At 54.4% G+C, this 25,918-nt stretch carries 20 protein-coding genes and 1 tRNA gene; 10 read left to right on the top strand and 11 right to left on the bottom strand.

Annotation, left to right across the window (positions count from 1 at the left end; all coding sequences use genetic code 11):
- Window positions 1–25: 25 nt before the first annotated feature.
- From thrC to NQF89_RS04910, 4 genes are read left to right on the top strand one after another with little or no spacing between them, the layout of a single operon-like run.
- Window positions 26–1,423 carry a threonine synthase gene (gene thrC, locus NQF89_RS04925; protein WP_266137659.1) on the top strand — a complete coding sequence of 466 codons (1,398 nt, stop codon included), beginning with the start codon at window positions 26–28 and terminating at the stop codon, window positions 1,421–1,423.
- A 48-nt stretch (window positions 1,424–1,471) separates the two neighbouring features.
- On the top strand, window positions 1,472–2,740 hold the full coding sequence (locus NQF89_RS04920; RefSeq protein WP_099026071.1) for a M16 family metallopeptidase: 1,269 nt from the start codon (window positions 1,472–1,474) through the stop codon (window positions 2,738–2,740).
- Window positions 2,737–4,083, top strand: a complete 1,347-nt coding sequence (locus tag NQF89_RS04915; RefSeq protein WP_155579186.1) for a TldD/PmbA family protein — start codon at window positions 2,737–2,739, stop codon at window positions 4,081–4,083. Before NQF89_RS04920 ends, NQF89_RS04915 begins: the two co-directional genes overlap by 4 nt.
- 7 nt (window positions 4,084–4,090) lie before the next feature.
- Complete coding sequence (locus NQF89_RS04910) at window positions 4,091–5,056, top strand: Tim44 domain-containing protein (protein WP_155579185.1); 966 nt, start codon at window positions 4,091–4,093, stop codon at window positions 5,054–5,056.
- A 198-nt stretch (window positions 5,057–5,254) separates the two neighbouring features.
- Here the strand turns inward: NQF89_RS04910 and NQF89_RS04905 are convergent, their stop codons facing one another.
- From NQF89_RS04905 to NQF89_RS04895, 3 genes are all read right to left on the bottom strand, one after another.
- Window positions 5,255–6,175 carry a heme o synthase gene (locus NQF89_RS04905; protein WP_155579278.1) on the bottom strand — a complete coding sequence of 307 codons (921 nt, stop codon included), beginning with the start codon at window positions 6,173–6,175 and terminating at the stop codon, window positions 5,255–5,257.
- A 52-nt stretch (window positions 6,176–6,227) separates the two neighbouring features.
- Complete coding sequence (locus NQF89_RS04900; RefSeq protein ID WP_266137658.1) at window positions 6,228–7,457, bottom strand: heme-copper oxidase family protein; 1,230 nt, start codon at window positions 7,455–7,457, stop codon at window positions 6,228–6,230.
- Window positions 7,458–7,521: 64 nt separating this feature from the next.
- Complete coding sequence (locus NQF89_RS04895; protein ID WP_155572973.1) at window positions 7,522–8,181, bottom strand: class I SAM-dependent methyltransferase; 660 nt, start codon at window positions 8,179–8,181, stop codon at window positions 7,522–7,524.
- A 188-nt stretch (window positions 8,182–8,369) separates the two neighbouring features.
- On the opposite strand from NQF89_RS04895, the gene NQF89_RS04890 reads away from it, so the two are divergent.
- Window positions 8,370–8,678 carry a hypothetical protein gene (locus NQF89_RS04890; protein ID WP_266137657.1) on the top strand — a complete coding sequence of 103 codons (309 nt, stop codon included), beginning with the start codon at window positions 8,370–8,372 and terminating at the stop codon, window positions 8,676–8,678.
- Between the two features lie 12 nt (window positions 8,679–8,690).
- Here the strand turns inward: NQF89_RS04890 and gshB are convergent, their stop codons facing one another.
- From gshB to uvrB, 4 genes are all read right to left on the bottom strand, one after another.
- Window positions 8,691–9,677 carry a glutathione synthase gene (gene gshB / locus NQF89_RS04885; RefSeq protein ID WP_266137656.1) on the bottom strand — a complete coding sequence of 329 codons (987 nt, stop codon included), beginning with the start codon at window positions 9,675–9,677 and terminating at the stop codon, window positions 8,691–8,693.
- A gap of 62 nt (window positions 9,678–9,739) precedes the next feature.
- Entirely contained in the window at window positions 9,740–10,240 is a 501-nt protein-coding gene (greB, locus tag NQF89_RS04880; RefSeq protein ID WP_099026078.1) for a transcription elongation factor GreB, read from the bottom strand.
- A 5-nt stretch (window positions 10,241–10,245) separates the two neighbouring features.
- A complete protein-coding gene (locus NQF89_RS04875) occupies window positions 10,246–11,151 on the bottom strand; it encodes an aldose 1-epimerase (protein WP_266137655.1) in 906 nt (301 codons plus the stop codon).
- A gap of 2 nt (window positions 11,152–11,153) precedes the next feature.
- The gene (uvrB, locus tag NQF89_RS04870) at window positions 11,154–13,289 is read right to left on the bottom strand and encodes an excinuclease ABC subunit UvrB (protein WP_155572970.1); all 2,136 of its coding nucleotides are present in this window, start codon (window positions 13,287–13,289) and stop codon (window positions 11,154–11,156) included.
- A 168-nt stretch (window positions 13,290–13,457) separates the two neighbouring features.
- Here uvrB and NQF89_RS04865 point away from each other — a divergent pair, with 168 nt between their 5' ends.
- Window positions 13,458–13,814 (top strand): hypothetical protein, encoded by a 357-nt coding sequence (locus tag NQF89_RS04865; RefSeq protein ID WP_266137654.1) that lies wholly within the window; start codon window positions 13,458–13,460, stop codon window positions 13,812–13,814.
- A 63-nt stretch (window positions 13,815–13,877) separates the two neighbouring features.
- On the opposite strand, the gene NQF89_RS04860 is transcribed toward NQF89_RS04865, so the two are convergent.
- The 4 genes from NQF89_RS04860 to NQF89_RS04845 all read right to left on the bottom strand — a co-directional run bounded on the left by NQF89_RS04860 (window position 13,878) and on the right by NQF89_RS04845 (window position 23,172).
- Complete coding sequence (locus NQF89_RS04860; RefSeq protein WP_155579180.1) at window positions 13,878–15,236, bottom strand: ABC1 kinase family protein; 1,359 nt, start codon at window positions 15,234–15,236, stop codon at window positions 13,878–13,880.
- A gap of 47 nt (window positions 15,237–15,283) precedes the next feature.
- Window positions 15,284–17,104: a M3 family oligoendopeptidase gene (locus NQF89_RS04855; protein WP_266137653.1), complete on the bottom strand. Its 1,821-nt coding sequence runs from the start codon at window positions 17,102–17,104 to the stop codon at window positions 15,284–15,286.
- A 72-nt stretch (window positions 17,105–17,176) separates the two neighbouring features.
- On the bottom strand, window positions 17,177–21,739 hold the full coding sequence (gene gltB / locus NQF89_RS04850; protein ID WP_155572968.1) for a glutamate synthase large subunit: 4,563 nt from the start codon (window positions 21,737–21,739) through the stop codon (window positions 17,177–17,179).
- The gene (locus NQF89_RS04845) at window positions 21,739–23,172 is read right to left on the bottom strand and encodes an NAD(P)-dependent oxidoreductase (protein ID WP_266137652.1); all 1,434 of its coding nucleotides are present in this window, start codon (window positions 23,170–23,172) and stop codon (window positions 21,739–21,741) included. Before NQF89_RS04845 ends, gltB begins: the two co-directional genes overlap by 1 nt.
- Window positions 23,173–23,391: 219 nt before the next feature.
- Between NQF89_RS04845 and NQF89_RS04840 the strand changes: the two genes are divergently transcribed.
- The 4 genes from NQF89_RS04840 (at window position 23,392) to lptC (ending at window position 25,916) form a co-directional block, all read left to right on the top strand.
- Window positions 23,392–23,478, top strand: a tRNA-Leu gene (locus NQF89_RS04840).
- Between the two features lie 60 nt (window positions 23,479–23,538).
- Window positions 23,539–24,189: a ribonuclease D gene (locus NQF89_RS04835; RefSeq protein WP_266137651.1), complete on the top strand. Its 651-nt coding sequence runs from the start codon at window positions 23,539–23,541 to the stop codon at window positions 24,187–24,189.
- Window positions 24,190–24,201: 12 nt separating this feature from the next.
- A complete protein-coding gene (locus NQF89_RS04830) occupies window positions 24,202–25,179 on the top strand; it encodes a KpsF/GutQ family sugar-phosphate isomerase (RefSeq protein WP_266137650.1) in 978 nt (325 codons plus the stop codon).
- Entirely contained in the window at window positions 25,176–25,916 is a 741-nt protein-coding gene (lptC, locus tag NQF89_RS04825) for an LPS export ABC transporter periplasmic protein LptC (RefSeq protein ID WP_266137649.1), read from the top strand. Before NQF89_RS04830 ends, lptC begins: the two co-directional genes overlap by 4 nt.
- The last annotated feature ends 2 nt before the right edge of the window (window positions 25,917–25,918 follow it).

Below are 25,918 nucleotides of genomic sequence, written 5' to 3'. Positions count from 1 at the left end.
GGCATTTCAGTGTTATAGAGGTTCCATGCGTTATCGATCTACTCGCGGCACATTAGATGCCGCTGCTCCTGATTTTTCCGATATCCTTCTCAGCGGATTGGCCGATGATGGCGGGCTATATATGCCCGACCATTGGCCCCACATCCCGCGTGAGACCTTAACAAGCTGGCGTGCCCTCCCTTATGCTGACCTTGCTGCAGAGGTCATCGGCCTCTTTACCGAAGGCAGCATAGACCGCGATACACTCCGCACAATGGCGCGGGAGGTTTATGGCACCTTCGACCATGCCGCTGTTACCCCGTTAGTTGAGGTGGATGACGGGCTGTTCTCGCTAGAATTATTCCATGGCCCTACCCTCGCTTTTAAAGATATGGCCATGCAGATGCTTGGCCGCCTTTTTGAATATGTGTTGAAGCAACGCAACCACCATGTAACCATCGTTGGGGCTACTTCTGGCGATACAGGCTCTGCCGCGATTGAGGCCTTCCGCGGGCGAGAGCATATCTCCATCATCATCCTCCACCCCCATAATCGGACATCCGAGGTCCAGCGGCGGCAAATGACCACCGTGTTGGAGGATAACGTCCTCAACATCGCCATAGAGGGCGATTTTGATGATTGTCAGGATATGGTGAAAGCCATGTTTGCTGATGAGACCTTCCGTCAGGAATGTTCGCTCTCGGCTGTTAATTCCATCAACTGGGCACGGATTGCCGCACAAATCCCCTATTATGTACATGCAGCCCTCGCCCTTGGTGGGCCGGATAGGCCTGTCTCCTTTGCTGTGCCGACGGGTAATTTTGGCAATATTCTCGCCGCATGGGTCGCCAGCCAGATGGGCCTACCCATTGAGCATCTCTGCGTTGGCTCAAACCGTAATGACATTCTCACGCGCTTCCTCCTCAATAACGACATGACCAAGCGCAAGGTGGAGCCGAGCCTCTCACCCTCGATGGATATTCAAGTCTCCTCCAATTTCGAGCGTTTATTGTTTGAGATGCTAGGCCGGGATTCCAACCGCTGCCGCGCTATTATGACGGAGTTCCGCCAAACCGGGTGCATGGCGGTCCCCCATGATGCGTGGGAGCAAATTCGGGAGGTCTTTTCTGGCATGGCCTTGGATGATGAGCACACTGCCGAGACTATGCGCGCGCTTTATAAAAGCAGCCATTATCTAGCGGACCCTCACACGGCCATCGGCCTTGCTGCGGGTAAACGCTTCCGCGAGGCAGGCGTGCCGATGGTTACAGCTGCCACGGCGCATCCAGCAAAGTTCCCCGATGCGGTGAAAAAAGCAACGGGGATTCACCCAGCCCTTCCCCCTCATCTGGCCGACTTGTTCTCTCGTAAGGAGCGTTATGACGTCCTGCCAAACGATATAGACAAGGTCAAAGCGGCTGTGCGCGCTCATCGGGGTCGTTAAAGCGCGCATATCCCATTCTTTTACACGCATGGACCATCACGAAACTGCATGAACGAACAAATCAAACGTACAACTCTTGATAATGGCCTCAACATCGTCACAGAGCGGATGGAACGGGTCGAGACGGTCTCTTTTGGGGCCTATGTTGCCGCTGGCAGCCGTCATGAGGAGGCAGAGACAAACGGGGCGGCTCACTTCCTTGAGCATATGGCCTTTAAGGGCACACAACGCCGCTCTGCCATCCGCATTGCCGAGGAGATTGAGAATGTCGGCGGGTATATCAACGCCTATACGGCGCGCGAAAATACTGCTTATTACGTCAAGCTCCTTAAAAATGACCTCCCTTTAGGGGTGGATCTCATCGGCGATATTCTCACCCACAGCACCTTCCTCCCAGAGGAGGTAGAGCGTGAGCGGGGCGTTATTCTGCAAGAAATTGGCCAAGCCAATGATACGCCTGATGACATCGTTTTTGACCATTTTCAGGATTGTGCTTATCCCGACCAACCAATGGGCCGCCCCATCCTCGGGACGGAAAACGGCATCGCTACTATGAGCCGTGACACTTTAATGGCTTATATGCACCGCCATTATAGCACGCAAAATATGGTCATCGCCGCGGCAGGGAATCTCCATCATGATGAGGTGGTCGCATTAGTCCGCAAACATTTTGCCGACCTCCCCACACATACGCCCCCGCAAGCCGTTCCCGCCCATTATAAAGGGGGGATGAAGCAGACAGAACGCAAGCTAGACCAAGTGCATATCCTTATGGGCTTCCCCGCCCCTGGCTATCGGGAGCAAGGCTATTATAGCGCGATGGTCCTCTCCACCTTACTCGGTGGGGGCATGTCCTCCCGTTTGTTCCAAGAAATCCGGGAGCGGCGCGGTTTGGTTTATAGCGTCTATTCCTTCGCTAGCCCCTTTGCTGATAGCGGCTTGTTCGGCCTTTATGCTGGGACAGGGCCAGATAAAACCGATGAGCTCATCCCCGCCGCCCTTGCTGAGCTACGCAATCTGCAACATGGCATCAATGATGAGGAGCTCAATCGCGCCCGCACGCAGCTAAAAGCCTCTTTGCTCATGTCGCTGGAAAGTACAGGCAGCCGTTGCGCCCAAATTGCGCGGCAAATCCAGGTTCATGACCGCATCATCTCGACAGAGGAGATTGTCCGCAAGATTGACGCTGTGACAGAGGGCGATGTTCTCGCTATGGCACGCACCATCTTTGAAGGGGCACCAACCCTCACCACTATGGGGCCCGCACGCAACATTCCAACGCTGGATAGCCTCCATAACGCTTTGAAGGCGGCATGACAGACCTCCTCACTCCCCTTCACGATGCTCTCACACGTGCGCGCCATCACGGAGCGGACCATGCTGATGCCCTCATTATGCGGAGCCAGAACCGCTCTGCTATGATTCGGCAAGGCAAGGCGGAGGGCATCCGCCATGCAGAGGGGCTCTCCCTCAGCTTGCGTGTCTTTCATCAAGGGCGTGTTGCCAGTGTGTCAGGCAATGACCTCACCACACACGCACTCGACCAGCTAGCCGAACGCGCTTGTGCGATGGCTCAAGCCGTTCCGCCCTCCCCAGAGGATGGATTAGCCGAGCATCCGCTCATCCCGCTCCCACAAGAGGCCATCACAAAGCTAGACCTCTTTGACTCCACACCCACACCAGAGATAGACGCCCTCCTCGCCACAGCGAAGGAAATGGAAGGTACGGCCCTCGCCCATAAGGGCATCACAAATAGTAGCGGGGCCGCAGCGAGTGCCAGCACGCATGACATTGCCCTTGCCACAAGCGCAGGTTTTGCGGGGCAGTATCAACGCAGTGGGCATAGCCGAAGCATCAGCGTTGTGGCAGGCACAGGTCCGCATATGCAGCGTGATTATGCCTTCCATAACGCGGTGCATCAGGCCGATTTGCACAATCCGACTCACTTAGGGGATGAAGCAGCCCGTCATGCGTTGGCTCGTCTCAACCCTATCCGGCCTAAAACGGGCTTTTATCCCGTATTATTCGCCCCACGCGTCTCCTCCTCTCTCTTAGCGCATTTCGCCGCAGCTATTAATGGCGCGGCCATTGTACAAGAGGCCTCCTTTCTTAAAGATAAGCGCGGAGCGGCCCTTTTTCATAAGGGCATCACCTTAACTGATGACCCAACCCTCCCTCGCCTTGCGGGGTCTCGCCCCTTTGATGGTGAAGGGAGCGCGACTCTTCCATTAAATCTTGTTGAGAATGGCCAACTCAACCACTGGTTGCTAGATAGCCGCTGCGCGCGTAAGCTAGGCTTCCCTACAAGCAATGGGCGGGCTGTCCGCAGCGGAGGGAGTGTACGGCCGGGTCTTTCCACATTCTATCTCCATCCCGGAGACCATTCCCCCTCTGCGTTGCAATCTGATATTAAAGAAGGCGTGTTACTGACAGAACTTATGGGCAATGCCATCAATATGCTCACTGGGGATTATAGCCGTGGTGGCTCTGGCTTTATGATTCGCAATGGTGAGATTGCCGAGCCTGTCTCTGGCATTACCATTGCTGGCAATCTGCTTGAGATGTTTGCCCGCCTTATCCCGGCCAATGACCTCGACCTCATGGCTGGTTATCACGCCCCGACCATTCGTATCGACCATATGAGTCTTGCTGGAGACTAACCCGATTATGCGTATTCGTCTTATCCCTCTTGCCACAGCGGTGCTGTGCCTGCCGCTCTTTGCCCTCGCCCCTGCCGCTGAGGCCCGCGCTGGGATGGGCTCCTCCCTTGGCAGCCGTGGCTCCCGTACATGGAGCGCACCGCCCCGCACCAGCGTTACCCCTAGCTGGACACGGCCTATGGACCGTAGCATGACCCCACGCACCCCCTCTTACGGCACGGCAGAGCCTTCCATGGGCAGTGGCTTTAACCGTCCTGCTTTTGGTGGTGGGATGCGCCCTCCCTTTGCGGCACGTCATCCCTTCCTGACCAGCTTGGCCGGTGGCTTCTTAGGGGCTGGCCTTTTTGGAATGCTTAGCGGGCATGGCTTCTTTGGGGGCTTTAGTGGTGGCGGTTCCTTCTTTGGCTTTATCTTCCAAGCACTGCTCGTTGCGTTGCTGATAAACTTCATCATCAAATTATGGCGGCGATCCTCAAGCACGAATAATGGCCCTACAACGGGGTTTACGCCCGCTAATGGTGGGGCATCTCCCTTCCCCAACCAACCTCAGGCGACACCAGCACAAGATGTTACCTTAACACCAGAGGATTATCAGAGCTTCCAACAACTCTTGCTCAATGTCCAAGCGGCATGGAGCGCGCAGGACATGGCCTCCCTGCAACGTATGGCCACGCCGGAGATGGTGAGTTACTTCAATAACCAACTCTCCGAGCTTACAAGCCGTGGGGCGCGCAATATCGTCTCTCAGGTACGTTTCATCCGTGGGGACCTCGCCGAGGCATGGCGGGAAGGCAATATCACTTACGCTAGCGTTGCTCTGCAATATTCTGCTGTCGATGTCACGACCGATAGTATGGGCACAGTGCTTGATGGCAGCAAAACCGAGCCGCAAACTATTACAGAGCTTTGGACCTTCCTCCGGGCCGATGGACGCGGTAATTGGATTCTCTCTGCCATCCAACAAGCAGGGTAATCTTACACCTGCTGAGCATGGGTAAAAAAACCCCGCATCCTGCCTATGCTGGTGAGATGCGGGGTTTTTTATAAGCCCTTATGAAGGCACCTTACAGCCGGTAAAGAGCTGCCACAAAAAGGGAAAGAGCAAAGAAGGACAAGCCAACAACAATGCCAAAAAGGCGGCCTTGCCGACGGGGGGTCGTATTAAGATCGCTCATATCAGAAGAACCCTATCAATCAATAGACCACAAAATAGAAAAAAGAGATATGCCAGCGAGTAGCGAAAAGCGTAGCGAGCTGGTTTATCCTTTGTCAGGCTGTTACCCTTATCATCTTGCTTATCACAGAGAACGCGCAGCCCGTAATAGATAAAGCCGAGGTCTAACAGGCTGGTGCAAACTGTGTAGAACCAACCACATTGACCCACCACACTCGGCACGAGCGAGACAAGGGTTAAAATCACAGTATAAATGACAATCTGCCAGCGCGTATGGCGTGCACCTTTTACGACTGGCAACATGGGGATGCCCGCACTCTCATAATCCTTACACGCATAAAGGGAGAGAGACCAAAAATGCGGCGGCGTCCATAAAAAGACAATCGCGAACATCACTACAGGCAACACATCTAGCGAGCCCATGCTCGCAGCCCAGCCTATCATGGGGGGGAAAGCCCCCGCCGCCCCACCAATCACAATATTCTGCGGCGTGCTACGCTTAAGCCACATCGTATAAATCACGCCGTAAAAGAAGATGGAGAACGCCAAAATCCCCGCTGCGAGCAGGTTTGTCGCCAACCACAGCACCACAACCGACGCCACGGAGAGAATCACGGCATAAACCAGCGCGCTCGTCGGCTCTACACGCCCGCCTGGCACAGGGCGAACCTGCGTACGCTTCATAATCGCATCAATATCGCGGTCATACCACATATTGATGGCCCCAGCCGCCCCAGCCCCGATGCAAATACAAGCAATGATAACAAGACCAACGGGGATAGACGGCCATTTAGGGGCCACGGCCATGCCTGCAAGCCCCGTAAATACAACCAGCGAAATCACCCGCGGTTTGAGCAAGGCGATCCAATCTTGCAAGGCGGCATCACCATTTTGTCCCTCTACACGCAGCATAGCCATAAACCGCGTTAGTAGCGATGAGGATGGTGTGGATGATGCCTGCATGATGCGATTACCCTTTACACTCAAGCTCGGCTCTAATGTTGGCACGCGCCACTAACAGAGCGTACCAGAGCCGCCCTGCGACCAAGCCGAACATGACCAGACTCGCCGTCATCAAGATAACCGCGGGGAGGGCAAGCTGCGGCATGACCGAGCAGACCGCCCCTATAAATGTCACAAAAGCATGAAGGGAGCCAAAAAAGGCCAGCCCTTTATTATGCTGAGCCAACCCCGTAGAGCACCACGCATAAAATGCCGCGCCTAATGCCAATAAGCTGCCAAACATAACTAATTGATGGCTCGCCGCGCCTGAAAGCCCAAAGGGGAGTGACTGCACATCCCCCAACACCATCAAAATCCAGCCCGCTAAAAGCAACACCAAACCACCAGAGGCCCAGCTTGCCACAGGGCCGGATGGCAAACGTGCGCGCCACATATCAACTAGAAACGCTCCTAAAAGAGCCAAGCAGGGCATCGCGAGCCCCACCACAAGCCCGACCCTATACGCCGTGGAGGATAGCCCCCCAAATAGATGGTCTGCCCAGCATAAAACAGGCACAAGCCCCATCACCCCAAAAGCATAAGGGGCGCATCGTACGACCATGCCACGTTCCGCTTTGGCAGGGAGCAGGGCTGCAACAATAATCCCTAAAGAAGGAATGCTCAGCAAGCTCATCTCGACCCCACCATGCAGGACTGCCAGCAAAGCTGTTGCCCCACCACCCGCAAAGCCACTACGCACGAGGAAAGCCAAAAGAACCGGTGCTACGATGAGAACGGACAAAGCACTCCCCACAAAAGTCCAAATGAGGGGAGGAAACGCCCGAAAGGTGATAGAGCGCATCTCCAATATTGTGGCGAGAACATTGACGGCCAAAGCCAACATCCCCAAGGCCCAAAGGGCTAACCCCCCATAGGGCATAACAGGCAGCAAAAACACACCGACAGCTAAAAGCACAAACCCGGCGTGAGAGGCAGTGGGGAGGGCCATCCCCTCACCCTTTAACAGCTTGGGGAGAAACCATTGCGCCATGCCCCCCAACATCACAGGGCAGACGACATAAAGCGTCATCAACAACGCATGAGCCACCACAACACCAGCAGAGGGTTGCACATGGAGGAAAGGCAGCCCTAACATTCCCCCTAACATGCCCGCAAAAAATGCCAATAGGAAGAACGCCCCGCCCCCTTGATACGCTGGAACGGAGGATGTTTTATGAAATAAGGGCCTTGCAGTCACGTCTTTGATGCCAGTTTGTTCTTGTCTCAATCCAATCTAACCATCCTTAAACGGATGGAAGACCTTATTCTTTAGACGGCTCTGGCGGCAATGTCACGAGGGTAAACAACCCCGCTGGAGGAACAGGTGTAATCGTCGCACGCGCTAAATCCTCCGGGGGCAGGAGTGATTCAATCGCAAAATCAGGATGCCAACCTAGCGCACGCGAGGCCCGTGCCATCACACGCTCCACATGCAAACGAATCCCCCCCCGGGCTAGGAAGTGGTTGACAAAAAGGATATGCCCCCCCGGCTTTACCACCCGTTTTAGCTCAGCCAACAGGCGGTCAGGATGCGGCACCACAGAGGCCACAAACATCCCTACGGCGATGTCAAAACTATTATCAGCAAAGCTTGTTTGCTCTGCATCCATCACCAAAAGTTCATCAATATTACGCAGGCCATCGCGCTTTACGCGCTCTTTGGCTAAGGCCAGCATATCTTCTGAAAGATCGATTCCTGTAATGCGTTTTTCAGCCCGATAAGAGGGCAAAGCAAGCCCGGTACCAACACCAACCTCCAGCACGCGCTCTCCCGATAGGGCATTCACCGCGGCTACAGCCCGCCGCCGCCCAAAGGCAGAGACACCACCAAAGACTTTGTCATACATCCGTGCCCAACGGCGATACGCCTCACGCACACTATCTGCATCAAGAGAAGAACGAGGGTTAGGGGAAGACACCATGAAAAAAACGCAGCCTCAACAGTCTGCCCCCAATTAAAGCGGGGAGCATAATCGCTACTGACACCAGTCAGTTCGCCTCCTTCTTGCCTCTCATCACCCTTAGATGACAAGGTCACGGAGCAGTATAATGTAAAAAAAATTGCGTATCTGCCTTGCATCGCCTTGGTCTAAGAGGCAGGACTATGAGGATGAAGCATCTTAACCTCATTCTTGCTCTGCTCTGCCTGCTTACATGGGTAAGCCTGTATCTCGTTTATTATAAAGAGAAACTCATCCCCTGGGCGATTAACCGTTTTACGCGCGATAAAATGCCTAAAAGTATCGACATAAAGGACGGCTATTTCTCTGACGGTATAGCCGTCCCCTTCCGCGAAAATCTCCACCCCTCTAAAAAGCCCTCACAAGCAGAAGAAGGGGAAAACACAGAGCCATCGCCTCAACAGATGCAGAAGCATGGTGCGGAGGGTGATGCTCCACCTCCCCCGCACCAGTCATAGGGTATAAAGAGGTCAGGCTAGACGCCCCTCAATACACTCCCAAATTAACCCAGCACTATTAATGCCATCAAAGCGATCCAGCTCTTGCAGACCTGTTGGGGACGTGACGTTGATCTCTGTCAGCCAATCGCCAATCACATCAATGCCGGTGAAGATAAGCCCGTGCTCTTTAAGGTAAGGACCAATCGCTTTGCAGATCTCCTTATCCCGCGCTGTCAGGGCCACACGCTCGGCACGACCACCGACATGCATGTTAGAGCGCGCATCACCCTGGGCTGGCACGCGGTTGATCGCCCCAATCGGCTCCCCATCTACAAGGATGATGCGCTTATCGCCTAACCGCACAGCAGGTTCGTAACGCTGCACCATTAAAGGCTCACGCGAGCGAGAGAAGTGCATCTCCAAAAGGGATGAGAAGTTCTCATCATCCTCCTTCACCCGAAAGATGCCCACCCCACCATTGCCGTACAGAGGCTTGAGGATAATGTCCTTATGCGTCTGGCGGAAAGCGGCAATCGCCTCCTTATCCCATGTAACCAAGGTTGGCGGCATAAGCTGGGGAAAATGCGTGACCAGCAACTTCTCTGGCGCATTGCGCACCGAGATAGGGTCATTCACCACCAATGCCCGCCCCGGCCCTGTGCCATGAATATGCTCTAACATATGGGTCGCTGTGATATAGCCCATATCAAAAGGCGGGTCTTGCCGCATGAGAATGACATCAAAACTGCCGAGGTCTAATACCTCCTCTGGGCCAAAAGCCGCATGGTCCCCCTTTTTACGCTGGACACTCACCTTACATCCCCGCGCTTGGAGGCGGCTTGAGGTGCCCTTCCCCTCCAATAAAGACAATGTGGTGGGATGATAGACATAAAGCTCATGACCACGCCGTTGGGCTTCTAACATCAATGCGAAGGTGGAATCGCCATCAATATTAATCTCCTCCAACGGGTCCATCTGCACAGCCACACGGCATGAGGACGATGATAACGACACCATAACTTATTACTCCGCAAAGCAGGTCACAAAGGCGCAAGCCAGATGGCTCTCTTAGGCCGGACTTAAGCCGGATGAGGATAGGTGATAGATAGGACCTCTACCAATACAGGGCCAGAGGGGGTGTGCATAGTCACTTCATCATGCACAGCCGCCTTCATCAAGGCCCGTGCAGCAGGGGCTTGCAGGCTAATCTCCCCATGCTCCAACCGCGCTTCATCCACACCGAGGATGGTCACCGTATAATGGCGGTCCTCCTCATCAGCGTAACATACAGTAGCCCCAAAAAAGACACGCTGGCGATTGGTCTGCGCGGCGGGGTCCACAATCACGGCCTGATCCAGCCTTTTGGTTAGGAAGCGGATGCGCCGGTCAATCTCGCGGAGGCGGCGTTTACCATATTGATAATCCGCATTCTCGGAGCGATCCCCATTACTCGCCGCCCAAGAGACAATCTCCACAACCTGCGGGCGTTCCTTTTGGGTTAGCTCTTTAAGCTCCGCCCGCATCCGCGCAGCCCCTTGAGGGGAGAGATAACGATGCAGCGCAATCTTCTCACCAGCCATACAGCCTAGCCTTCTGCCGGGCGGCGTGGGGCCTCAACATGGAGATGCAGCATCCCCCCACAGCTTTGCCCCGGCGCAAGAACATGTACGCCCCGCCCTGCACTATCAGGCCGATTAAGCGCGTCCGTCATGCTCGTTACAGGCTCAATAGCCACATAGTCATCAGCGAGTTGGGAGAACACCACCAGATGAGAGAATATTCCATCCGCCTTTATCGTCACAGACGGAATTGTAGGGGATGGCTCCAAAAGCGCAGAACCGGTAAAGCCTGCAAAACCGTTATCCAACACGCGCCCTGCCAAAGCCTGCCCTTTGGAGAAATCCCACTCCCCCTCGCAGGCTTTTTGCGTCTCTGGCAGGCCTGTCTTATCCGTCAACCACACGGAGGCCGCGTTAAAGGTTAAACGGGCTGCCTCTGTTGCATGGAAGAAGGGATGAAAGCCAAACCCTACAGGCTGGTCACGCTCATCGCAATTCTTCATCACTAAAGAGATATGCAGCCCATCAGCGCGTAACTCATACGAGATGACAGCCCGATACGCGTAAGGCCATTCCCGCTTCGCCGCTTCATCCTCTGGTTTATGTTCGAAGGTCAAAATAGCGTGGCTCTCCGTCTTATGAGAGACCTGCCATTCATGCTCCCACCCATTACCGTGGATAGAATGAGGGCAGCCTTCCATATTCAAAGCAAGCTGATGCGCCTCCCCCCCAAAAGCGAATTGCCCCTTCGCAAGACGATTCACATAAGGCAGAAGCGGGTAAGCCCCCACCGCTATACCCTTTTGCCCGCGTAAAGCCTCATTAGCGACAGGGCGAAGAATATCATGCCCCCGCACCTGCCATTGCACCAAAGCGGCCCCGACATCAGGCAGGATAGTAAGGCTCTGCTCGTCTCTCTTTAGGGTTAACATGGCTAATCCTTCTTTCTGCGTTTGCTTGTCCGTTTGGTCGTCTTACGGGCTGGCCCTTGGGGGGCGGCTTTGGCGGGCATGGGGGGAGCTACCAAGCCAATATCACTTGCCTCCCGCCGGTGAATCTCATCACGAAAGGCCGCTGCTTGCTCGAAGTCAAGCTCTGCTGCGGCTTCTCGCATCTTTTTACGCAATTCATCAAGGGTAAGCTGTGGGTCTGCCTCGGCAGAAGGCTCCTTGCCCGCGATTTCTTCTTGAAAGAGCGTATCACTAATACGGCTTCGCACAGTTTGCGGGGTGATGCCGTGGGCCTCATTCCACGCCATTTGCTTCTCACGGCGGCGGGCGGTTTCCTCAATCGCATAACGTAGGCTATCGGTCTCCTTATCCGCATAAAGTAAGACACGGCCATTCACGTTACGAGCGGCACGGCCAATAGTCTGCACAAGCGAAGTACGCGAGCGCAAAAAGCCCTCTTTATCCGCATCAAGAATCGCCACAAGGGCACATTCGGGAATATCCAACCCCTCCCGCAGGAGGTTAATGCCCACCAGCACATCAAACGCGCCTAACCGCAAATCTCGAATAATCTCCATGCGCTCCAACGTATCAATATCGGAATGGAGATAGCGAACCTTTACGCCATGTTCAGAGAGATATTCTGTCAAATCCTCGGCCATGCGTTTTGTGAGGGTTGTGACCAGAACACGACCATTCTCGGCAATCGTGGCTTTGGCCTCATGCAACAAATCATCCACCTGCCCTTCTACCGGGCGGATGATGGTTATCGGGTCTGTTAAGCCTGTGGGGCGGATAATCTGCTCAGCAAAGGCCCCTTCTGTTTGTTCCATTTCCCACGGCCCTGGCGTGGCGGAAACGAAGATACTTTGCGGGCGGAACGCATCCCACTCCGAAAAAGATAAAGGCCGGTTATCCAAACATGATGGCAAACGAAAGCCGAAATCCGCCAGCGTTTCCTTCCGTGCGCGGTCGCCTCGCTCCATCCCACCAATTTGCGGCACGCCCACATGGCTCTCATCAACAATGAGCAACGCATCTTCGGGGAGATATTCAAAGAGGGTTGGTGGCGGGTCACCGGGCCTACGCCCAGAGAGATAGCGGGAGTAATTCTCGATCCCCTTACACACGCCTGTTGTCTCTAGCATTTCAAGGTCAAAATTGGTCCGTTGGAGGATGCGCTCCTCCTCCAGCGGTTTCCCCGCATTTTGGAAATACCGAATCCGCTCTTGCAACTCATCTTTGATGCTCACCATCGCTTGATTCAGCGTTGGCCGGGGCGTGACGTAATGAGAGCTGGCATAGAGGCTTACCTCCTCCAACTCTGCCGTTTTCTCCCCTGTTAACGGGTCGAACTCTGTAATACTCTCCACCTCATCACCAAAGAGCATTACACGCCAAGCACGATCCTCATTCTGGATGGGGAAAATATCCACCTGCTCCCCCCGCACACGGAAGGTTCCACGCTCAAAAGCGAGGTCATTGCGTTGATATTGCAGCTCCACCAAATGACGGATGAGGTCGTCACGGTCGATAATCTCCCCCGGCACGAGGCGAATCTTCATCCGCGCATATGATTCGGGCGATCCAATACCGTAAATACAAGAGACAGACGCTACGATGATGACATCATTGCGCTCCAACAATGCTTGTGTGGCGGCATGGCGCATCCGGTCGATGCGCTCATTACGCTGGCTATCTTTCTCAATGAACGTATCTGAGCGCGGAACGTAAGCTTCTGGCTGGTAATAATCATAGTAGGAGACGAAATATTCCACCGCATTATCGGGGAAAAACTGCTTCATCTCGCTATAAAGCTGGGCGGCCAAGGTCTTATTGGGGGCCATGATGAGCGTAGGGCGTTGGGCGGCCTCAATCACCTTCGCCATGGTGAAGGTCTTACCAGAGCCTGTCACGCCCATAAGCACTTGGTCCCGCTCTCCAGCGGCCAACCCTTCTACCAAACTTGCAATCGCTTGGGGTTGATCACCAGAAGGCTCATAGTCCGACTGCACAACAAGCCGCTTTAGCTTTGGCTTTGCCGGTTGGCGTTCAGGGAAAAAATCCGTCTGACGCGGGGCGATAGGTTTTTTCTTCTTACGAGAGGATGAGACTACCATGCCCCCTAAAATGGGACTATCTTTCTGCTATCACAAGATGCTAATGACGGAATAAATGGCTCGCCCTCCTCGGGCTGCTCCATCCCTATAAAACTAGTAGCTCTTGAGAGATTATTTACCGCGAGCCCGCTTCTTCAAACGTCACATCTCTAAAAAGGTTGGACCCTTATGGATATTGAACAAATTACGCGGAGCTACACGCAGTTTCGCAACACAGCGCAAGAGGCTTTTCAACTCATTGACCGGTTAACCGGCCAAATGCAGGAAGCCTCCCAAAATGGCGATGCGCAAGCTGGTGAATGGGCCGAGAGCCTCCAGAAAATTTCCTCCATCTTCCAAAATGGTCAAGGCCATGCGGGCGACCTTGTGGGGCAGCTTGCTGGGCTTGTTAGCCATCTTGGTGAAAAGACAGACGGGGCAAGCTCTGGGGAGCAAGGCGGCGATGTCGCAAACTTCGGCAAGTCTCTTCAGCAAGATGTTATCCAAGAGATTGGTGGCGCATTGCTAAAGAGGTTCCTCCGGTAAGGACCGGCCATAATCTGCATTATGATGAGGCCCAACACGTATTAAGCGCGTTGGGCCTTATTTTTACTGAGCGGGACTAACCTGCGCTTTCTCCAAGGCCTCTTTTTGGCGGGCTGTGAGGGCTTCCACCGTGAAGCCCTGCGTAAGCTCCATAAAGAGCCGGTGCCAATTCACCTTCGCCCCCAACCGTAAGAAGGCACTGCCTAACCCAATGGCAGAGCGGTCTAACATCACGAACTCACGCGGTAAGGTGATGCCGCCCGTCCGTTTTAACCCCTCATAAACACGCTCTAACACTTTACGGGCCTCTTGGGGGTTATTGCTCTCCCCTACATCACAAACATGGTCCGTCATCAAAGGGCGGTAGAAAAAGCGTGCCCATTCATTCAACACCGCTGCACGCTCGCGGGAAATATCCTTAAAGCCCCAAGCATAATAAGCCTCATAAGCGCGCTCCTCATCCCCATCCCGCAGAGCATGAAAAAGCGCAAGGACACCCTCTACAAAACGAGGCGAGAAAATCCGCACCGCGCCGAAATCCAACAGATTCAACCCGCCATTTTTTCGCACGGTAAAATTACCCATATGCGGGTCACCATGAATCACCCCATAGCGATAAAAGGGCGTGTACCATGCTTTAAACAACGCTACCGCAATCGCATTGCGCTCCTCTTGGGAGCGTTGCTCAGCCAAAACGGACTTCATGGAGCGACCCGGCACCCAATCCATCGTCAAAAGTCGCCCTGTTGTTAGCTCTGCCACAGGATGAGGGACGGTAACCTCTGGCACATCGGCCAACATATGCTGGTAAAGCCGCACATGGCTGGCCTCACGAATATAATCCAACTCCTCGCGCATCCGCTCCGCAAGCTCGGTATAGACCTCATCTTGCCTAATGGCATTACCCACAAGACTAAAGACCCCTAAACCGCGTTTAAGCTGCTTTAAATCCTGCTCCATCGCGCCGGCCATACCGGGATATTGCAGTTTGCATGCAACCTCGCGCCCATCGGCCAAAGCCGCGCGATGCACCTGCCCTAATGATGCCGCTGCAACAGCCTCATGGCTAAAAGAGCGGAAATGCCCCTCCCAGCCCGGCCCTAGCTCGGCCTTCATCCGCCGTTGCACGAAGCTCCACCCCATAGGCGGCGCATTGGATTGGAGATGTGCTAACTCCTCCGCATATTCATCCGGCAAAGCCCCGGGGATGGTGGAGAGAAGCTGCGCGGCTTTCATCATCGGCCCTTTTAATGAGCCTAAAACAGCGCGTAACTCCTCCGCATGGCTCGTTTTATTGCTGCGCAGCCCCAGCTTATGGCCTGCCATGCGCACTGCAACACCGCCCACCATACCAGATGCCTGAAACATACGCTGCATGTTATCGACAAAGCCGGTCTTATCGATGTCACGTTCACGCGCCATGCTCATCATCCTTCTTTACTCTGCCCATGAGGGCGGGGAATGACCTTTTAGGAATGAGGCGTGGCCTCAAGCTGGTCAATAAGGCCAGAAATCACATCCAACCCACGCGTCCAGAAGGATGGCTCACCCGCATTCAACCCAAAAGGAGCGAGCAGCTCTTGGTGACGCAACGTCCCCCCAGCGGCCAACATCTCCTTATACTTACCGGCAAAACCTGCGGGACTATCCTGGTACACACCATAAAGGGCATTCACCAAACAATCACCAAACGCATAAGCATAGACATAAAAAGGCGAATGAATGAAATGTGGGATATATGACCAATAAAGGTCATAATCCGGGGTGAAATGGAAGGCCGGCCCTAAGCTGCGCGTTTGCACATCACGCCAGATTTCCCCTAAACGCTCGGCAGGGATTTCCCCTTTGCGGCGTTCATCATGGACCTGTACCTCAAAGAGGTAAAAGGCAATTTGCCGCACCACAGTATTGAGCATATCCTCCACTTTGGACGCGAGGAGATGATGGCGGCATTTAGCGTCACTCTCCCCATCCAATAGGGATTGGAAAGTCAACATCTCCCCAAAAACTGAGGCTGTCTCTGCCAACGTTAAAGGCGTGTTGGAGCGTAAATAGCCCTGCTTCTGCCCTGCTAACATCTGATGAATCCCATGACCCATCTCATGGGCTAAGGTCATCACATCGCGCGGGCGGCCATGATAATTCATCAATAAATAAGGATGGACAGACGGCACAACAGGATGCGCAAACGCCCCGGAGGACTTACCCGGCACTGCTGCCGCATCAATCCATGGATTGCTCAAAAAACTATGAGCATGACGGCCCATCTCCTCATCAAAATCCTGATAAGCGCGATGAACAATAGCCTTGCCCTCATCCCAGCTTAGTCGTTTATCCTGAACATCTGGCAGAGGGGCATTACGGTCCCAATGCTCCAGCTGCTCTAACCCCAGCCAACGGGCCTTCATGCTGTAATAGCGGTGCGATAAACGCGGGAAAGCCGCCTGCACAGCATCCACCAGCGCATCAACAACCTCATCCTCCACCATATTGGCCCGGTTACGGCTGCTCACAGGGCGCGGATAACCGCGCATGGCATCAGTTGTGGCTTTATCCTTTGCTAAGGTATTGGTAATGCCAACAAGCAGCTTATTCTCCGCTGCTAATGTCGCACTAATGGCCTTTGCCGCGGCCTCCCGCCGCTCACGCTGACTATCGGTAAGGTAATTGAACACATCACCAAGGGGCTGGTCTTTCCCCTCAAAATGGACCATCAGCCCGGCCATGGTCTCATCAAAAAGACGCACCCACGCATTACGACCAGACACGGCCATATCCATCAATACACGCTCTACCTCATCAGAGAGCTGATAAGGCCGAAAGACGCGTAAATCCCGCAGATAAGATTGCCATGAGGCGAGGTCTTTATTCTCCTGAAAGCCAGCCTCTAAAACAGCATCATCAAGCCGGTTTAGCTCCAAGGGGAAAAAGAGCAGATGAGCCGAAAGAGCCGTTAGACGCTCACGCACGCTCTGGGCAAACCGCCCTACGCTGGCCTCTGTCGTATGGGCCGCAAAGAGAAGCTGAGCATAAGAGCCAATCTTCCCGAGCCCCTCCTCTATCACCTCATACCCTTGCAGGGCATGGGCCAGCTCCGCAGCGGAGGCTTTGCCAAGTTTACCCTTCCAGCGGGTCTCAAAGCTCTGAGCCTCCGCTGTTAAGCGGATGAAGTCCGACTCAAGGGCTGGGTCCTCTGGTGAGATATAGAGGTCTGACAAATCCCAGCGTGGGGCCGCAACCGGGCCAGAGGCTGAGACAGACGAAGGCGAGGTGAGAAAAGATGTCATCATGCTGTCAGACTACCGCAAGCAAGCAGCCTCTGAAAACACCCTTTATCACTCTCCCAACCTCATTAGGCTAAATTAGGCCGAAAGATTTTTTAAATCCGCCTCCTCATAGCCAATGATGCGGGCATAATCCTTCGGCACGACATGCCAAAAATGCGGCATCATCTCATCCCAATGGTGCAGTAAGTCCGCTGCATAGGCACTGCCTGTCTCACGCTCGTGCCGCTCTACAAGGGTGCGTAGCTCGTCCTTCCAGCGTTGTGCTGTCACGGGCTGGCACATCACCGTGTCGTGATTCACCCGTTTGAGGAAGTCCCCTTCCCGGTCCAGCACATAAGCTGTTCCACCGGTAAAGCCTGCCCCAAAATTATCGCCCGCTTTACCCAGCACAACGACTGTCCCGCCGGTCATATATTCACAACCATTAGAGCCACAGCCCTCCACCACGGCAATAGCACCGGAGTTACGCACAGCAAATCGCTCCCCCGCTTGCCCAGCGGCAAATAATGCCCCCGCCGTGGCCCCATACAGCACCGTATTACCGATGATGGCGTTCTTCTCTGTCGCACAAGGTGTGGCTTTGCTAGGCCGCAGCACTAAGGTCGCCCCAGAGAGGCCTTTGCCGACATAATCATTCGCATCCCCCTCTACCTCGATGCGTAGCCCTTGCACGGCAAAAGCCCCTAGCGATTGCCCCGCAGAGCCGCGCAACGACAATGTGAGGTGCCCTTCTGGCAGACTTGCCATCCCAAAGCGGCGGGTGATGAGGGAGGAAAGACGCGTCCCCACCGCGCGATGTGTATTGCGGACAATATAATGAAGATGCAATTTCTCGCGCCGCTCAAAGAGCGGTTGAGCATCAGCAATAATCTGCGCATCAAGCGTATCAGGCACTTCATTACGGCCCTCTAGGGTGCAATGGCGGGCAAAACCACCCGTATCGGCCTGTACGAGCAGCGCGTTTAAGTCCAAATCATCCAAATAATCCGAGCCACGATAGACCTGATGCAGCAAATCTGTCCGCCCGATAATCTCATCAAGGGAGCGGAAGCCTAAACGTGCAAGGATATTACGAACATCCTCGGCAATGAGGGTAAAGAGGTTAATCACCTTCTCTGGTGTGCCCTCAAACTTCTTACGCAGCTCCTCATCCTGCACGCATACCCCAACAGGGCAGGTGTTGGTATGGCATTGCCGCACCATGATACAGCCCATCGCTACCAGAGCCGCCGTACCGATGCCGAACTCCTCCGCCCCTAACATCGCGGCCATGACGACATCACGCCCGGTTTTAATCCCGCCATCCACACGCAACTTCAACCGATGACGCAAGCGATTAAGCATCAACACCTGATGCGTCTCACTCAACCCCATCTCCCATGGTAAGCCTGCATAATAGATGGAGGATTGGGCACTCGCCCCTGTCCCGCCTGAATGACCAGAAATCAAAATCGCATCCGCTTTGGCTTTCGCCACACCAGCAGCAATCGTGCCGATGCCTGTCCGTGCCACAAGCTTGACCGTCACGCTGGCCTCTGGATTGATTTGTTTGAGGTCATAAATCAGCTGGGCGAGGTCCTCGATGGAGTAAATATCATGATGCGGGGGTGGAGAAATCAACGTCACACCCGGTGTTGCATGGCGCAAGCGTGCAATCAGCTCCGTCACTTTAAAGCCCGGAAGCTGACCCCCTTCCCCCGGTTTTGCCCCTTGAGCAACCTTAATCTCCAGCTCGCGGCAATTATTGAGATATTCTGCCGTAACACCAAAACGCCCCGAGGCAACCTGCTTAATCGCAGAGGACGCATTATCCCCATTTGGCCGCGGCATCGCCCGCGCCGGGTCCTCCCCCCCCTCGCCGGAATCAGACTTCGCACCGATGCGATTCATGGCGATGGCTAAGGTCTCGTGCGCTTCAGGGCTTAAAGCCCCGAGGGAAATACCCGGTGCCACCAAGCGGCGGCGAATTTGAGTGATGCCTTCAACATCATCAACATCAATAGGCCGCGCGGTGGAGCGGAAATCCAACAAGTCACGCAGAGCAACAGGCTCTTGGGCTTCCAACGTCTCAACATAACGGCGAAAGAGCTTGTAACTATTGGCCTGCACTGCCGTTTGCAGCATATGCACAGCACTCGCCGAGAAGGAATGAGCCTCCCCACCGGGGCGAATTTTATACCGTCCCCCAATGGGCAGGGGCGAAATATTCGCCGCTTGCCATGCGCGTTTATGCGCCTTGATGACATTACGCGCGATGCCCGGCAGCCCAATGCCCGAAATACGCGAGGCCATACCGGGGAAGAACTCCGCCACCAAAGCACGCGACAGGCCAATTGCCTCGAAATTATAGCCCCCACGATAAGCCGAGACGACCGAAATCCCCGCTTTGGACATAATCTTCAAAAGGCCTTTATCCACGGCCTTACGGTATTGCTCCATCGCTTGGCGAAGGGTCATTTTGCCAAACAGGCCCCGGCGGAGACGCTCTGCAATGCTTTGCTGAGCCAACCACGGATTCACAGTCGAGGCCCCAACACCGACCATCACCGCTAGACTATGAACATCCAACACATCTGAGGCTCGTACATTCACGGAGGTGAAGGTCCGCAAACTATGCGTGATGAGATGCACATGCACCGCCGCTACAGCCAGCACCATCGGCACGGCGGCACGCTCTGCCGTACTATGCTCATCTGTGAGGAAGAGATGCGCACAACCGCCGCGCACGGCCTCCTCAGCCTGTTGGCATAGATGGGTCAAAGCCGCGCGCATGCCCTCCTCCCCATCTGCTACGGGGAAGGTGCAATCAATCGTTGCCCCCTGCGAACCGCACATCTCCTGAAGGCGATGGAACTCCCCATTGGTTAAAATCGGGCTAGAGAGTTGAAGAAGCCGGCATTGGCTTGCTTCCTCCGCAAGGATATTGCCCAGATTCCCCAAGCGGGTCACAAGGCTCATAGCCCGCGTCTCTCGCAAACTATCAATCGGGGGGTTAGTAACTTGGCTAAAGCCTTGGCGGAAATAATGCGATAGGCCCCGATAATAGCGCGAGAGCACCTGCAAGGGCGTATCATCGCCCATAGAGGCCAAGGCCTCGCTCCCATTTTCCACCATCGGGTGAAGTGTGGCTTCCATATCCTCATAAGTGAGGTTGACCGCTAATTGACGGCGGCGGAGTGTTTCAGGGTCGATGCCCTCAGGCTCACTCACCTGTGCCATTATAGGGGCAAGGTCTTGGATGCCCTCTTTAATCCAGCCCTCATAATCCTGCCGTGTGATGAGCTGCTCTTGCACATCATCAGGTGTGTAAAAACGCCCTTCATCCAAATCGAGCGCGAGGGTTTGGCCCGGCCCTAGCCGCCCCCGTTGTGCGATGGCCTCATCAGGCACGCGGACCATCCCCGTCTCAGAGCCAACAATCAGCAACCCATCCTTTGTGAGGCTGTAGCGCAAGGGCCTAAGACCTGCCCGATCCAACCCCGCAATCACCCAACGGCCATCTGTACCACATAAGGCCGCAGGGCCGTCCCATGGCTCAATAACGGCATTGCAATAGCGGTAAAACGCCTTCGCCCGGCTAGAGAGGGACGAGTTCGCCCCCGCAGCAGCGGGGATAAGTAACGCTTTAGCAAAAGGCGCATGACGCCCCGCAAATGTCAGCAGCTCGAACACATTATCCAACGCCGCAGTGTCGGAACCTGCAACCTGCACAACCGGTTTTAGGGCGTCCATATAAGCATCAAGCTTAGGGCTGCTCAGGCGCGTCTCATGCGCGCGCATCCAATTCACATTGCCCGAAAGCGTATTGATTTCCCCATTATGAGCAATCTTGCGGAAGGGCTGCGCGAGCTTCCATGTTGGGAAGGTATTGGTGGAGTAACGCTGATGGTAAATCGCAAAGCGAGAGATGAAACGCTCATCAAGCAAATCAGGGTAAAAATCCGTCAGATTTTCCGCAAGGAACATGCCCTTATAAATCAAAGAACGGCATGAGAGAGAGCAGATATATAAATCCACATGCGCCTGTGTGGCCACCTTCTCAATACGCCGGCGGATGATATAAAGGTCACGCTCGAGCGTCTCCTCATCACGCCCCAGCGCGTTACGAATCATAATCTGCTCAATCTCGGGGCGGGTTTCATTCGCTTTTTCGCCAATGCAGGCTGTATTAATCGGCACTTGCCGCCAGCCATAAATCCCGTACCCAAATTTAAGGATTTCTGTCTCAATAATCTGCCGGCACCGCTCCTGCGCGGCAAGGTCTGTACGAGGCAGAAAGACCATCCCGACAGAAATACGGCCCTGAATCCGTAAATCCCCCGCATTATGAATGGCATCTTCAAAGAAGTTCTGCGGGATTTCGACATGAATCCCCGCCCCATCCCCGGTTTTGCCATCGGCATCTACTGCACCGCGATGCCAAATATTACCTAACGCCTCGATACCCGCTTTCACCACGGCACGGCTGGGTTTGCCATCCATCGCTGCGACCAGCCCAACACCGCAAGCATCATGCTCTTGGCGAGGGTCGTACAACCCCTCCAACCGTTGGAGATTCGCCTGATAAGAAGCCACAAAACCCTGCGCTGTCTCGGCTGAAGAGGATGCGCTTTTAGAATGTTTGTAAGAGGCTGACATTAGGCACACTCCCCAACGGATGGTTCTTCACTCACAGAGCAGGCAGAAAGATGCTTCATGATGGCGTCTGCCGCCCCTCGCCCATCACGAATAGCCCACACAACCAAGCTCGCCCCGCGCACAATATCCCCCCCAGCAAACACACCGGGTAGGCTCGTCTCATAGCCACGCTCCCCCACAGCTAATGTCCCCCACGATGTCACCGCTAAGTCTGGCTCTGCCCATAAGGTGGGGAGAGGCTCTGCCTCAAACCCCAAAGCGCAAATCACCATATCGGCTTTAAGGTCTCTCACCTGCTCGGTCGGCTCGACGGCTCGACGGCCTGTCTCATCAGCCGCGCCAAGGCGCATCTCACGCAGCCGCACAGCTTCCACATGCCCATCGCCTAAGAAGGCCTCTGGAGTGAGCATCCATTCAAACCGCGCGCCTTCTTCCTCGGCATTGAGCACTTCTTGGCGAGAGCCGGGCATATTGTCACGATCCCGCCGATACGCGCAGACCACATCCGCCGCCCCTTGCCGAATAGCGGTGCGCATACAATCCATTGCCGTATCACCACCACCTAACACAACAACGCGCTTCCCCCGCGCTGTAAGGCTCTCTGTTGTGGCTTCATCACTTTGGGAGGCTTTAAGATAAGGCAGGGCCTCCATCACATTGGCTAAACCCACACCGGGGGCTTTGACCTGCCGCGCCCGATACACACCTGTCGCTAGAAACACAGCATCATGCTGCTGGCGTAAGGTCTCTAACGCAATCGCCCCTTCACCATGCCCAATCGCTTGGCCTAGATGAAAGATAATGCCTTGTGCCTCCAGCAACTTCCAGCGGCGTTCCACCACTCTTTTATCTAGCTTAAAACCGGGGATGCCGTACATGAGCAACCCGCCGGGCTTCTCCTGCCGCTCATAAACATGCACCTCATACCCCGCCGCGCGCAGCCGCTCGGCACAGGCTAAACCTGCCGGGCCAGAGCCAACAATCCCGATACTCTGCCCTATCTCATGGCGCGGTGTGCGTGGTTGCACCCAGCCTTCCTCAAAAGCGGTCTCGGTAATGTACCGCTCTACTGCCCCGATGGTCACGCTCTTAAAGCCGGGTTGGATGACGCAATTCCCCTCACAAAGGCGATCTTGGGGACAAATACGCCCGCAAATCTCAGGGAAGCTATTGGTTTGGGAGGACAGCGCATAAGCCTCCTGTAACCGTCCCTCTGTCGCTAAGCGCAACCATTCGGGGATGATATTGCCTAACGGGCAATGCACCGTGCAATAAGGGATACCGCATTGCGAACAACGAGAGGCTTGCTCCCGTGCAGCGTCCGAGCGGAAACCTTCATAAATCTCCCTAAAATCCCGGCGTCTCTCCGCAGCAGAGCGTTTTGTGGGGCGTTTTTGAGACCATTTTACAAATTGCAACATCTGCTCAGCCATTTTACGCCCCATCCCTCGCTATATAATCTAAGCTCTTTTCATAAACAGATGCGAAATAGAAAAATAGACAGCATTGCTGACTAATTTTATCTTCCTATTCTTACTAAGAATGATTCTTAACTTATTTCTCTTTATAAAATAGTTCCGAATCGGACCTTTTCTCTCTGCCTTGTTTAGCATCTTGCAAAAAAGACCAGTTCCTCTTAGAACCCTCCTCAAGCCCAGATGGCGGAATTGGTAGACGCGCAGGCTTCAGGTGCCTGTGTCCGCAAGGACGTGGAAGTTCGAGTCTTCTTCTGGGCACCAAGGCTTTCTCCCCGCTCATGTGGGGGGATGTGTTCTCCCCTTAGACAATCCGGTGGTTTTATGAGTACTCCGCACAACGCCATTCATCTTCATGAGGGCGACCTCCCGGACGGATTGGACCTAGGGAAAATTGTCGCGATTGATACCGAGACAATGGGCCTTAACCCTCACCGCGATAGGCTATGTCTTGTTCAACTCTCAAGCGGGGATGGGCAGGCACATCTTGTCCAATTCATCCCGGAACATCTTGGCGGGCGCGGCTATCATCATTGCCCGAATCTCAAAGCCTTATTGCAAGATGCCTCTGTCACCAAGCTGATGCATTTTGCCCGCTTTGATGTCGCTGTATTGCAGCATTATTTGGGCATCACGCTTAACGCAATCATCTGCACAAAAATCGCCGCACGGCTTGTTTATACATTCACCGATAAGCATGGCCTTGCCTATCTCAGCCGGGAGCTTCTCGGTATTGAGATGTCCAAACAGCAACAAAGCTCCGATTGGGGGAGCCCGCATTTAACAGAGGAGCAGCTCCGCTATGCAGCCTCTGATGTGTTGTACCTCCATGCCCTTTGGGAGAAGCTAGAAGCTATGCTCATCCGCGAAGGGCGGCGTGAGCTTGCTCAGGACTGTTATGAGTTTCTGCCCACCCGTGCAAAGCTAGACCTTCTCGGCTATGATGTGTCGGATATTTTTGCTCACCGCGCTTGATACGACTGCTTCATGACCTCTCCCTCCCTCGCAACAGCCTACCACGCCTTATTGATGGAGCGTCAGGGGCTTGAGCAGCTTGAAGCCGCTTTGCAAGGGCCTATGCAGGTAGGGTTTGAGGCGGCTTTAGAGGCTATCCTCACTATGAAAGGCCGCCTCGTCCTCACAGGGATGGGGAAGTCTGGCCATATTGGGCGTAAAATCAACGCGACCTTAGCCTCCACGGGAACCCCCTCGCTCTTTCTCCATGCTGCTGAGGCAGCACATGGGGACCTCGGCATGGTCGAGCGTGGCGATGTCATCCTCTATCTTTCCAACTCCGGCGAGACGGATGAATTAGCCCCGATTCTCCTCCATGCGACGCGATTGGGGTTGGTGCAAATTGCCCTCACCAGCAATCCCGACTCTACCCTTGCTCGTGCTGTGCAGATTCCGCTTATCCTCCCACAAGTGCCCGAGGCCTGCCCAATGGGCCTAGCCCCTACGACCTCTTGCCTGCTGCAACTCGCTCTGGGTGATGCTCTAGCGATTGCCCTTTTAGGCCGCCGGGGGTTTAATCAAGACGATTTCCACCAACTGCACCCTGCTGGCACATTAGGCGCACGCTTACGCCCTGTAAGTGACTTTATGCATAGCGGCGATGAGATGCCTCTCGGGCAAGAGACCATGCCGCTGCGTTCTATCATTTTAGAAATGACGCGCAAACGCTTTGGTTGTATCGGCATTTTAGATGAAGCTGGCCGCCTGAGTGGCTTTATCAGCGATGGTGACCTCCGCCCCGCTTTGGAGCGCGACCTTGATGCAACCTATGCAGCCGATATTATGAATCGCAGCCCGCTCACCACAACAGCACATGCTCGCGCACAGGAGGTGCAACATCTTATGAGCCACCGTCCCACCCCTGTGAGCAGCTTGTTCGTCTTGGATGAAGAACGCCGGCCTCTTGGTATCCTCCATATCCATGACCTTTTACGGGCAGGTCTCTCATGAAGGCTCCCCCTCCTAATCGAGATGATTTTGACCCAGACCGCGCAGCAAAAACGCAGCAACTAGCCCAATTACGGCAAGAGGCCCTCGCGCGCCGGCGCACACCGCCCTCTGCCGCCGCAATGGCCCGCCGCCGCTTATTGTTTAAACGGGCGAAATGGGGATTGCCAACTTTTGCATTCCTTATGCTGCTCTGCATTGCCATTTGGCCGGAGATCAATCATCTCATCCACCAAAATAAAGCTATCTTAGAGATGATGCGCCATACCCATACTGATAGCGGTATGATGGAACATGCTATTTATCACGATATTGATTCGCATGAACGGCCCTACACGCTCACCGCGCGCATCGCCCAGCAAAGCGAGCATAACCGCATTGATATGACCGACCCCGTGGCCGATATTATGCTCCATAACGGGCAATGGATTCATGTGAGGGCTGATATAGGGATGTACCTCCAGCATGAACAAACATTGACCCTAACCGGCCATGTTGTCCTTTATCGCAGTGATGGCTTATTGCTGAATAGCCCTACGGCTGATATCGACCTGCCACAACAAATTGTCGCCACGCATGATTGGGTCCATGCAGAAGGGCCTTTTGGCACACAGGACGCTGAAGGGGCTTTTATGGACCAACAAACAAATACGATTCAGTTCATCGGGGCAGGAAAGACGAATCATTTTGCTGATTTATCGCCCACCCCCTCTTCTCCCAAACCCGTAAAAAGCCCATAAGG

Origin of the sequence: Bombella pollinis (genome assembly GCF_026385485.1) — a bacterium.
In the GTDB taxonomy this organism is placed as follows: domain Bacteria; phylum Pseudomonadota; class Alphaproteobacteria; order Acetobacterales; family Acetobacteraceae; genus Bombella; species Bombella pollinis.
Note: the sequence above shows the minus strand (reverse complement) of the source record. Positions and strands in the feature narration are given on the sequence as shown.

Excerpts from the sequence above, each read along its gene's own strand:
- greB (WP_099026078.1), bottom strand. The coding sequence starts at position 10,240 with ATGGCTGGTGAGAAGATTGCGCTGCATCGTTATCTCTCCCCTCAAGGG.
- NQF89_RS04865 (WP_266137654.1), top strand. The coding sequence starts at position 13,458 with ATGGATATTGAACAAATTACGCGGAGCTACACGCAGTTTCGCAACACA.
- lptC (WP_266137649.1), top strand. The coding sequence starts at position 25,176 with ATGAAGGCTCCCCCTCCTAATCGAGATGATTTTGACCCAGACCGCGCA.
- NQF89_RS04875 (WP_266137655.1), bottom strand. The coding sequence starts at position 11,151 with ATGTTAACCCTAAAGAGAGACGAGCAGAGCCTTACTATCCTGCCTGAT.
- gshB (WP_266137656.1), bottom strand. The coding sequence starts at position 9,677 with ATGGTGTCGTTATCATCGTCCTCATGCCGTGTGGCTGTGCAGATGGAC.
- NQF89_RS04860 (WP_155579180.1), bottom strand. The coding sequence starts at position 15,236 with ATGGCGCGTGAACGTGACATCGATAAGACCGGCTTTGTCGATAACATG.
- NQF89_RS04835 (WP_266137651.1), top strand. The coding sequence starts at position 23,539 with ATGAGTACTCCGCACAACGCCATTCATCTTCATGAGGGCGACCTCCCG.
- NQF89_RS04895 (WP_155572973.1), bottom strand. The coding sequence starts at position 8,181 with ATGGTGTCTTCCCCTAACCCTCGTTCTTCTCTTGATGCAGATAGTGTG.
- NQF89_RS04845 (WP_266137652.1), bottom strand. The coding sequence starts at position 23,172 with ATGGCTGAGCAGATGTTGCAATTTGTAAAATGGTCTCAAAAACGCCCC.
- thrC (WP_266137659.1), top strand. The coding sequence starts at position 26 with ATGCGTTATCGATCTACTCGCGGCACATTAGATGCCGCTGCTCCTGAT.
- NQF89_RS04920 (WP_099026071.1), top strand. The coding sequence starts at position 1,472 with ATGAACGAACAAATCAAACGTACAACTCTTGATAATGGCCTCAACATC.
- NQF89_RS04910 (WP_155579185.1), top strand. The coding sequence starts at position 4,091 with ATGCGTATTCGTCTTATCCCTCTTGCCACAGCGGTGCTGTGCCTGCCG.
- NQF89_RS04855 (WP_266137653.1), bottom strand. The coding sequence starts at position 17,104 with ATGATGACATCTTTTCTCACCTCGCCTTCGTCTGTCTCAGCCTCTGGC.
- NQF89_RS04905 (WP_155579278.1), bottom strand. The coding sequence starts at position 6,175 with ATGGCTATGCTGCGTGTAGAGGGACAAAATGGTGATGCCGCCTTGCAA.
- NQF89_RS04890 (WP_266137657.1), top strand. The coding sequence starts at position 8,370 with ATGAAGCATCTTAACCTCATTCTTGCTCTGCTCTGCCTGCTTACATGG.
- gltB (WP_155572968.1), bottom strand. The coding sequence starts at position 21,739 with ATGTCAGCCTCTTACAAACATTCTAAAAGCGCATCCTCTTCAGCCGAG.
- uvrB (WP_155572970.1), bottom strand. The coding sequence starts at position 13,289 with ATGGTAGTCTCATCCTCTCGTAAGAAGAAAAAACCTATCGCCCCGCGT.
- NQF89_RS04915 (WP_155579186.1), top strand. The coding sequence starts at position 2,737 with ATGACAGACCTCCTCACTCCCCTTCACGATGCTCTCACACGTGCGCGC.
- NQF89_RS04830 (WP_266137650.1), top strand. The coding sequence starts at position 24,202 with ATGACCTCTCCCTCCCTCGCAACAGCCTACCACGCCTTATTGATGGAG.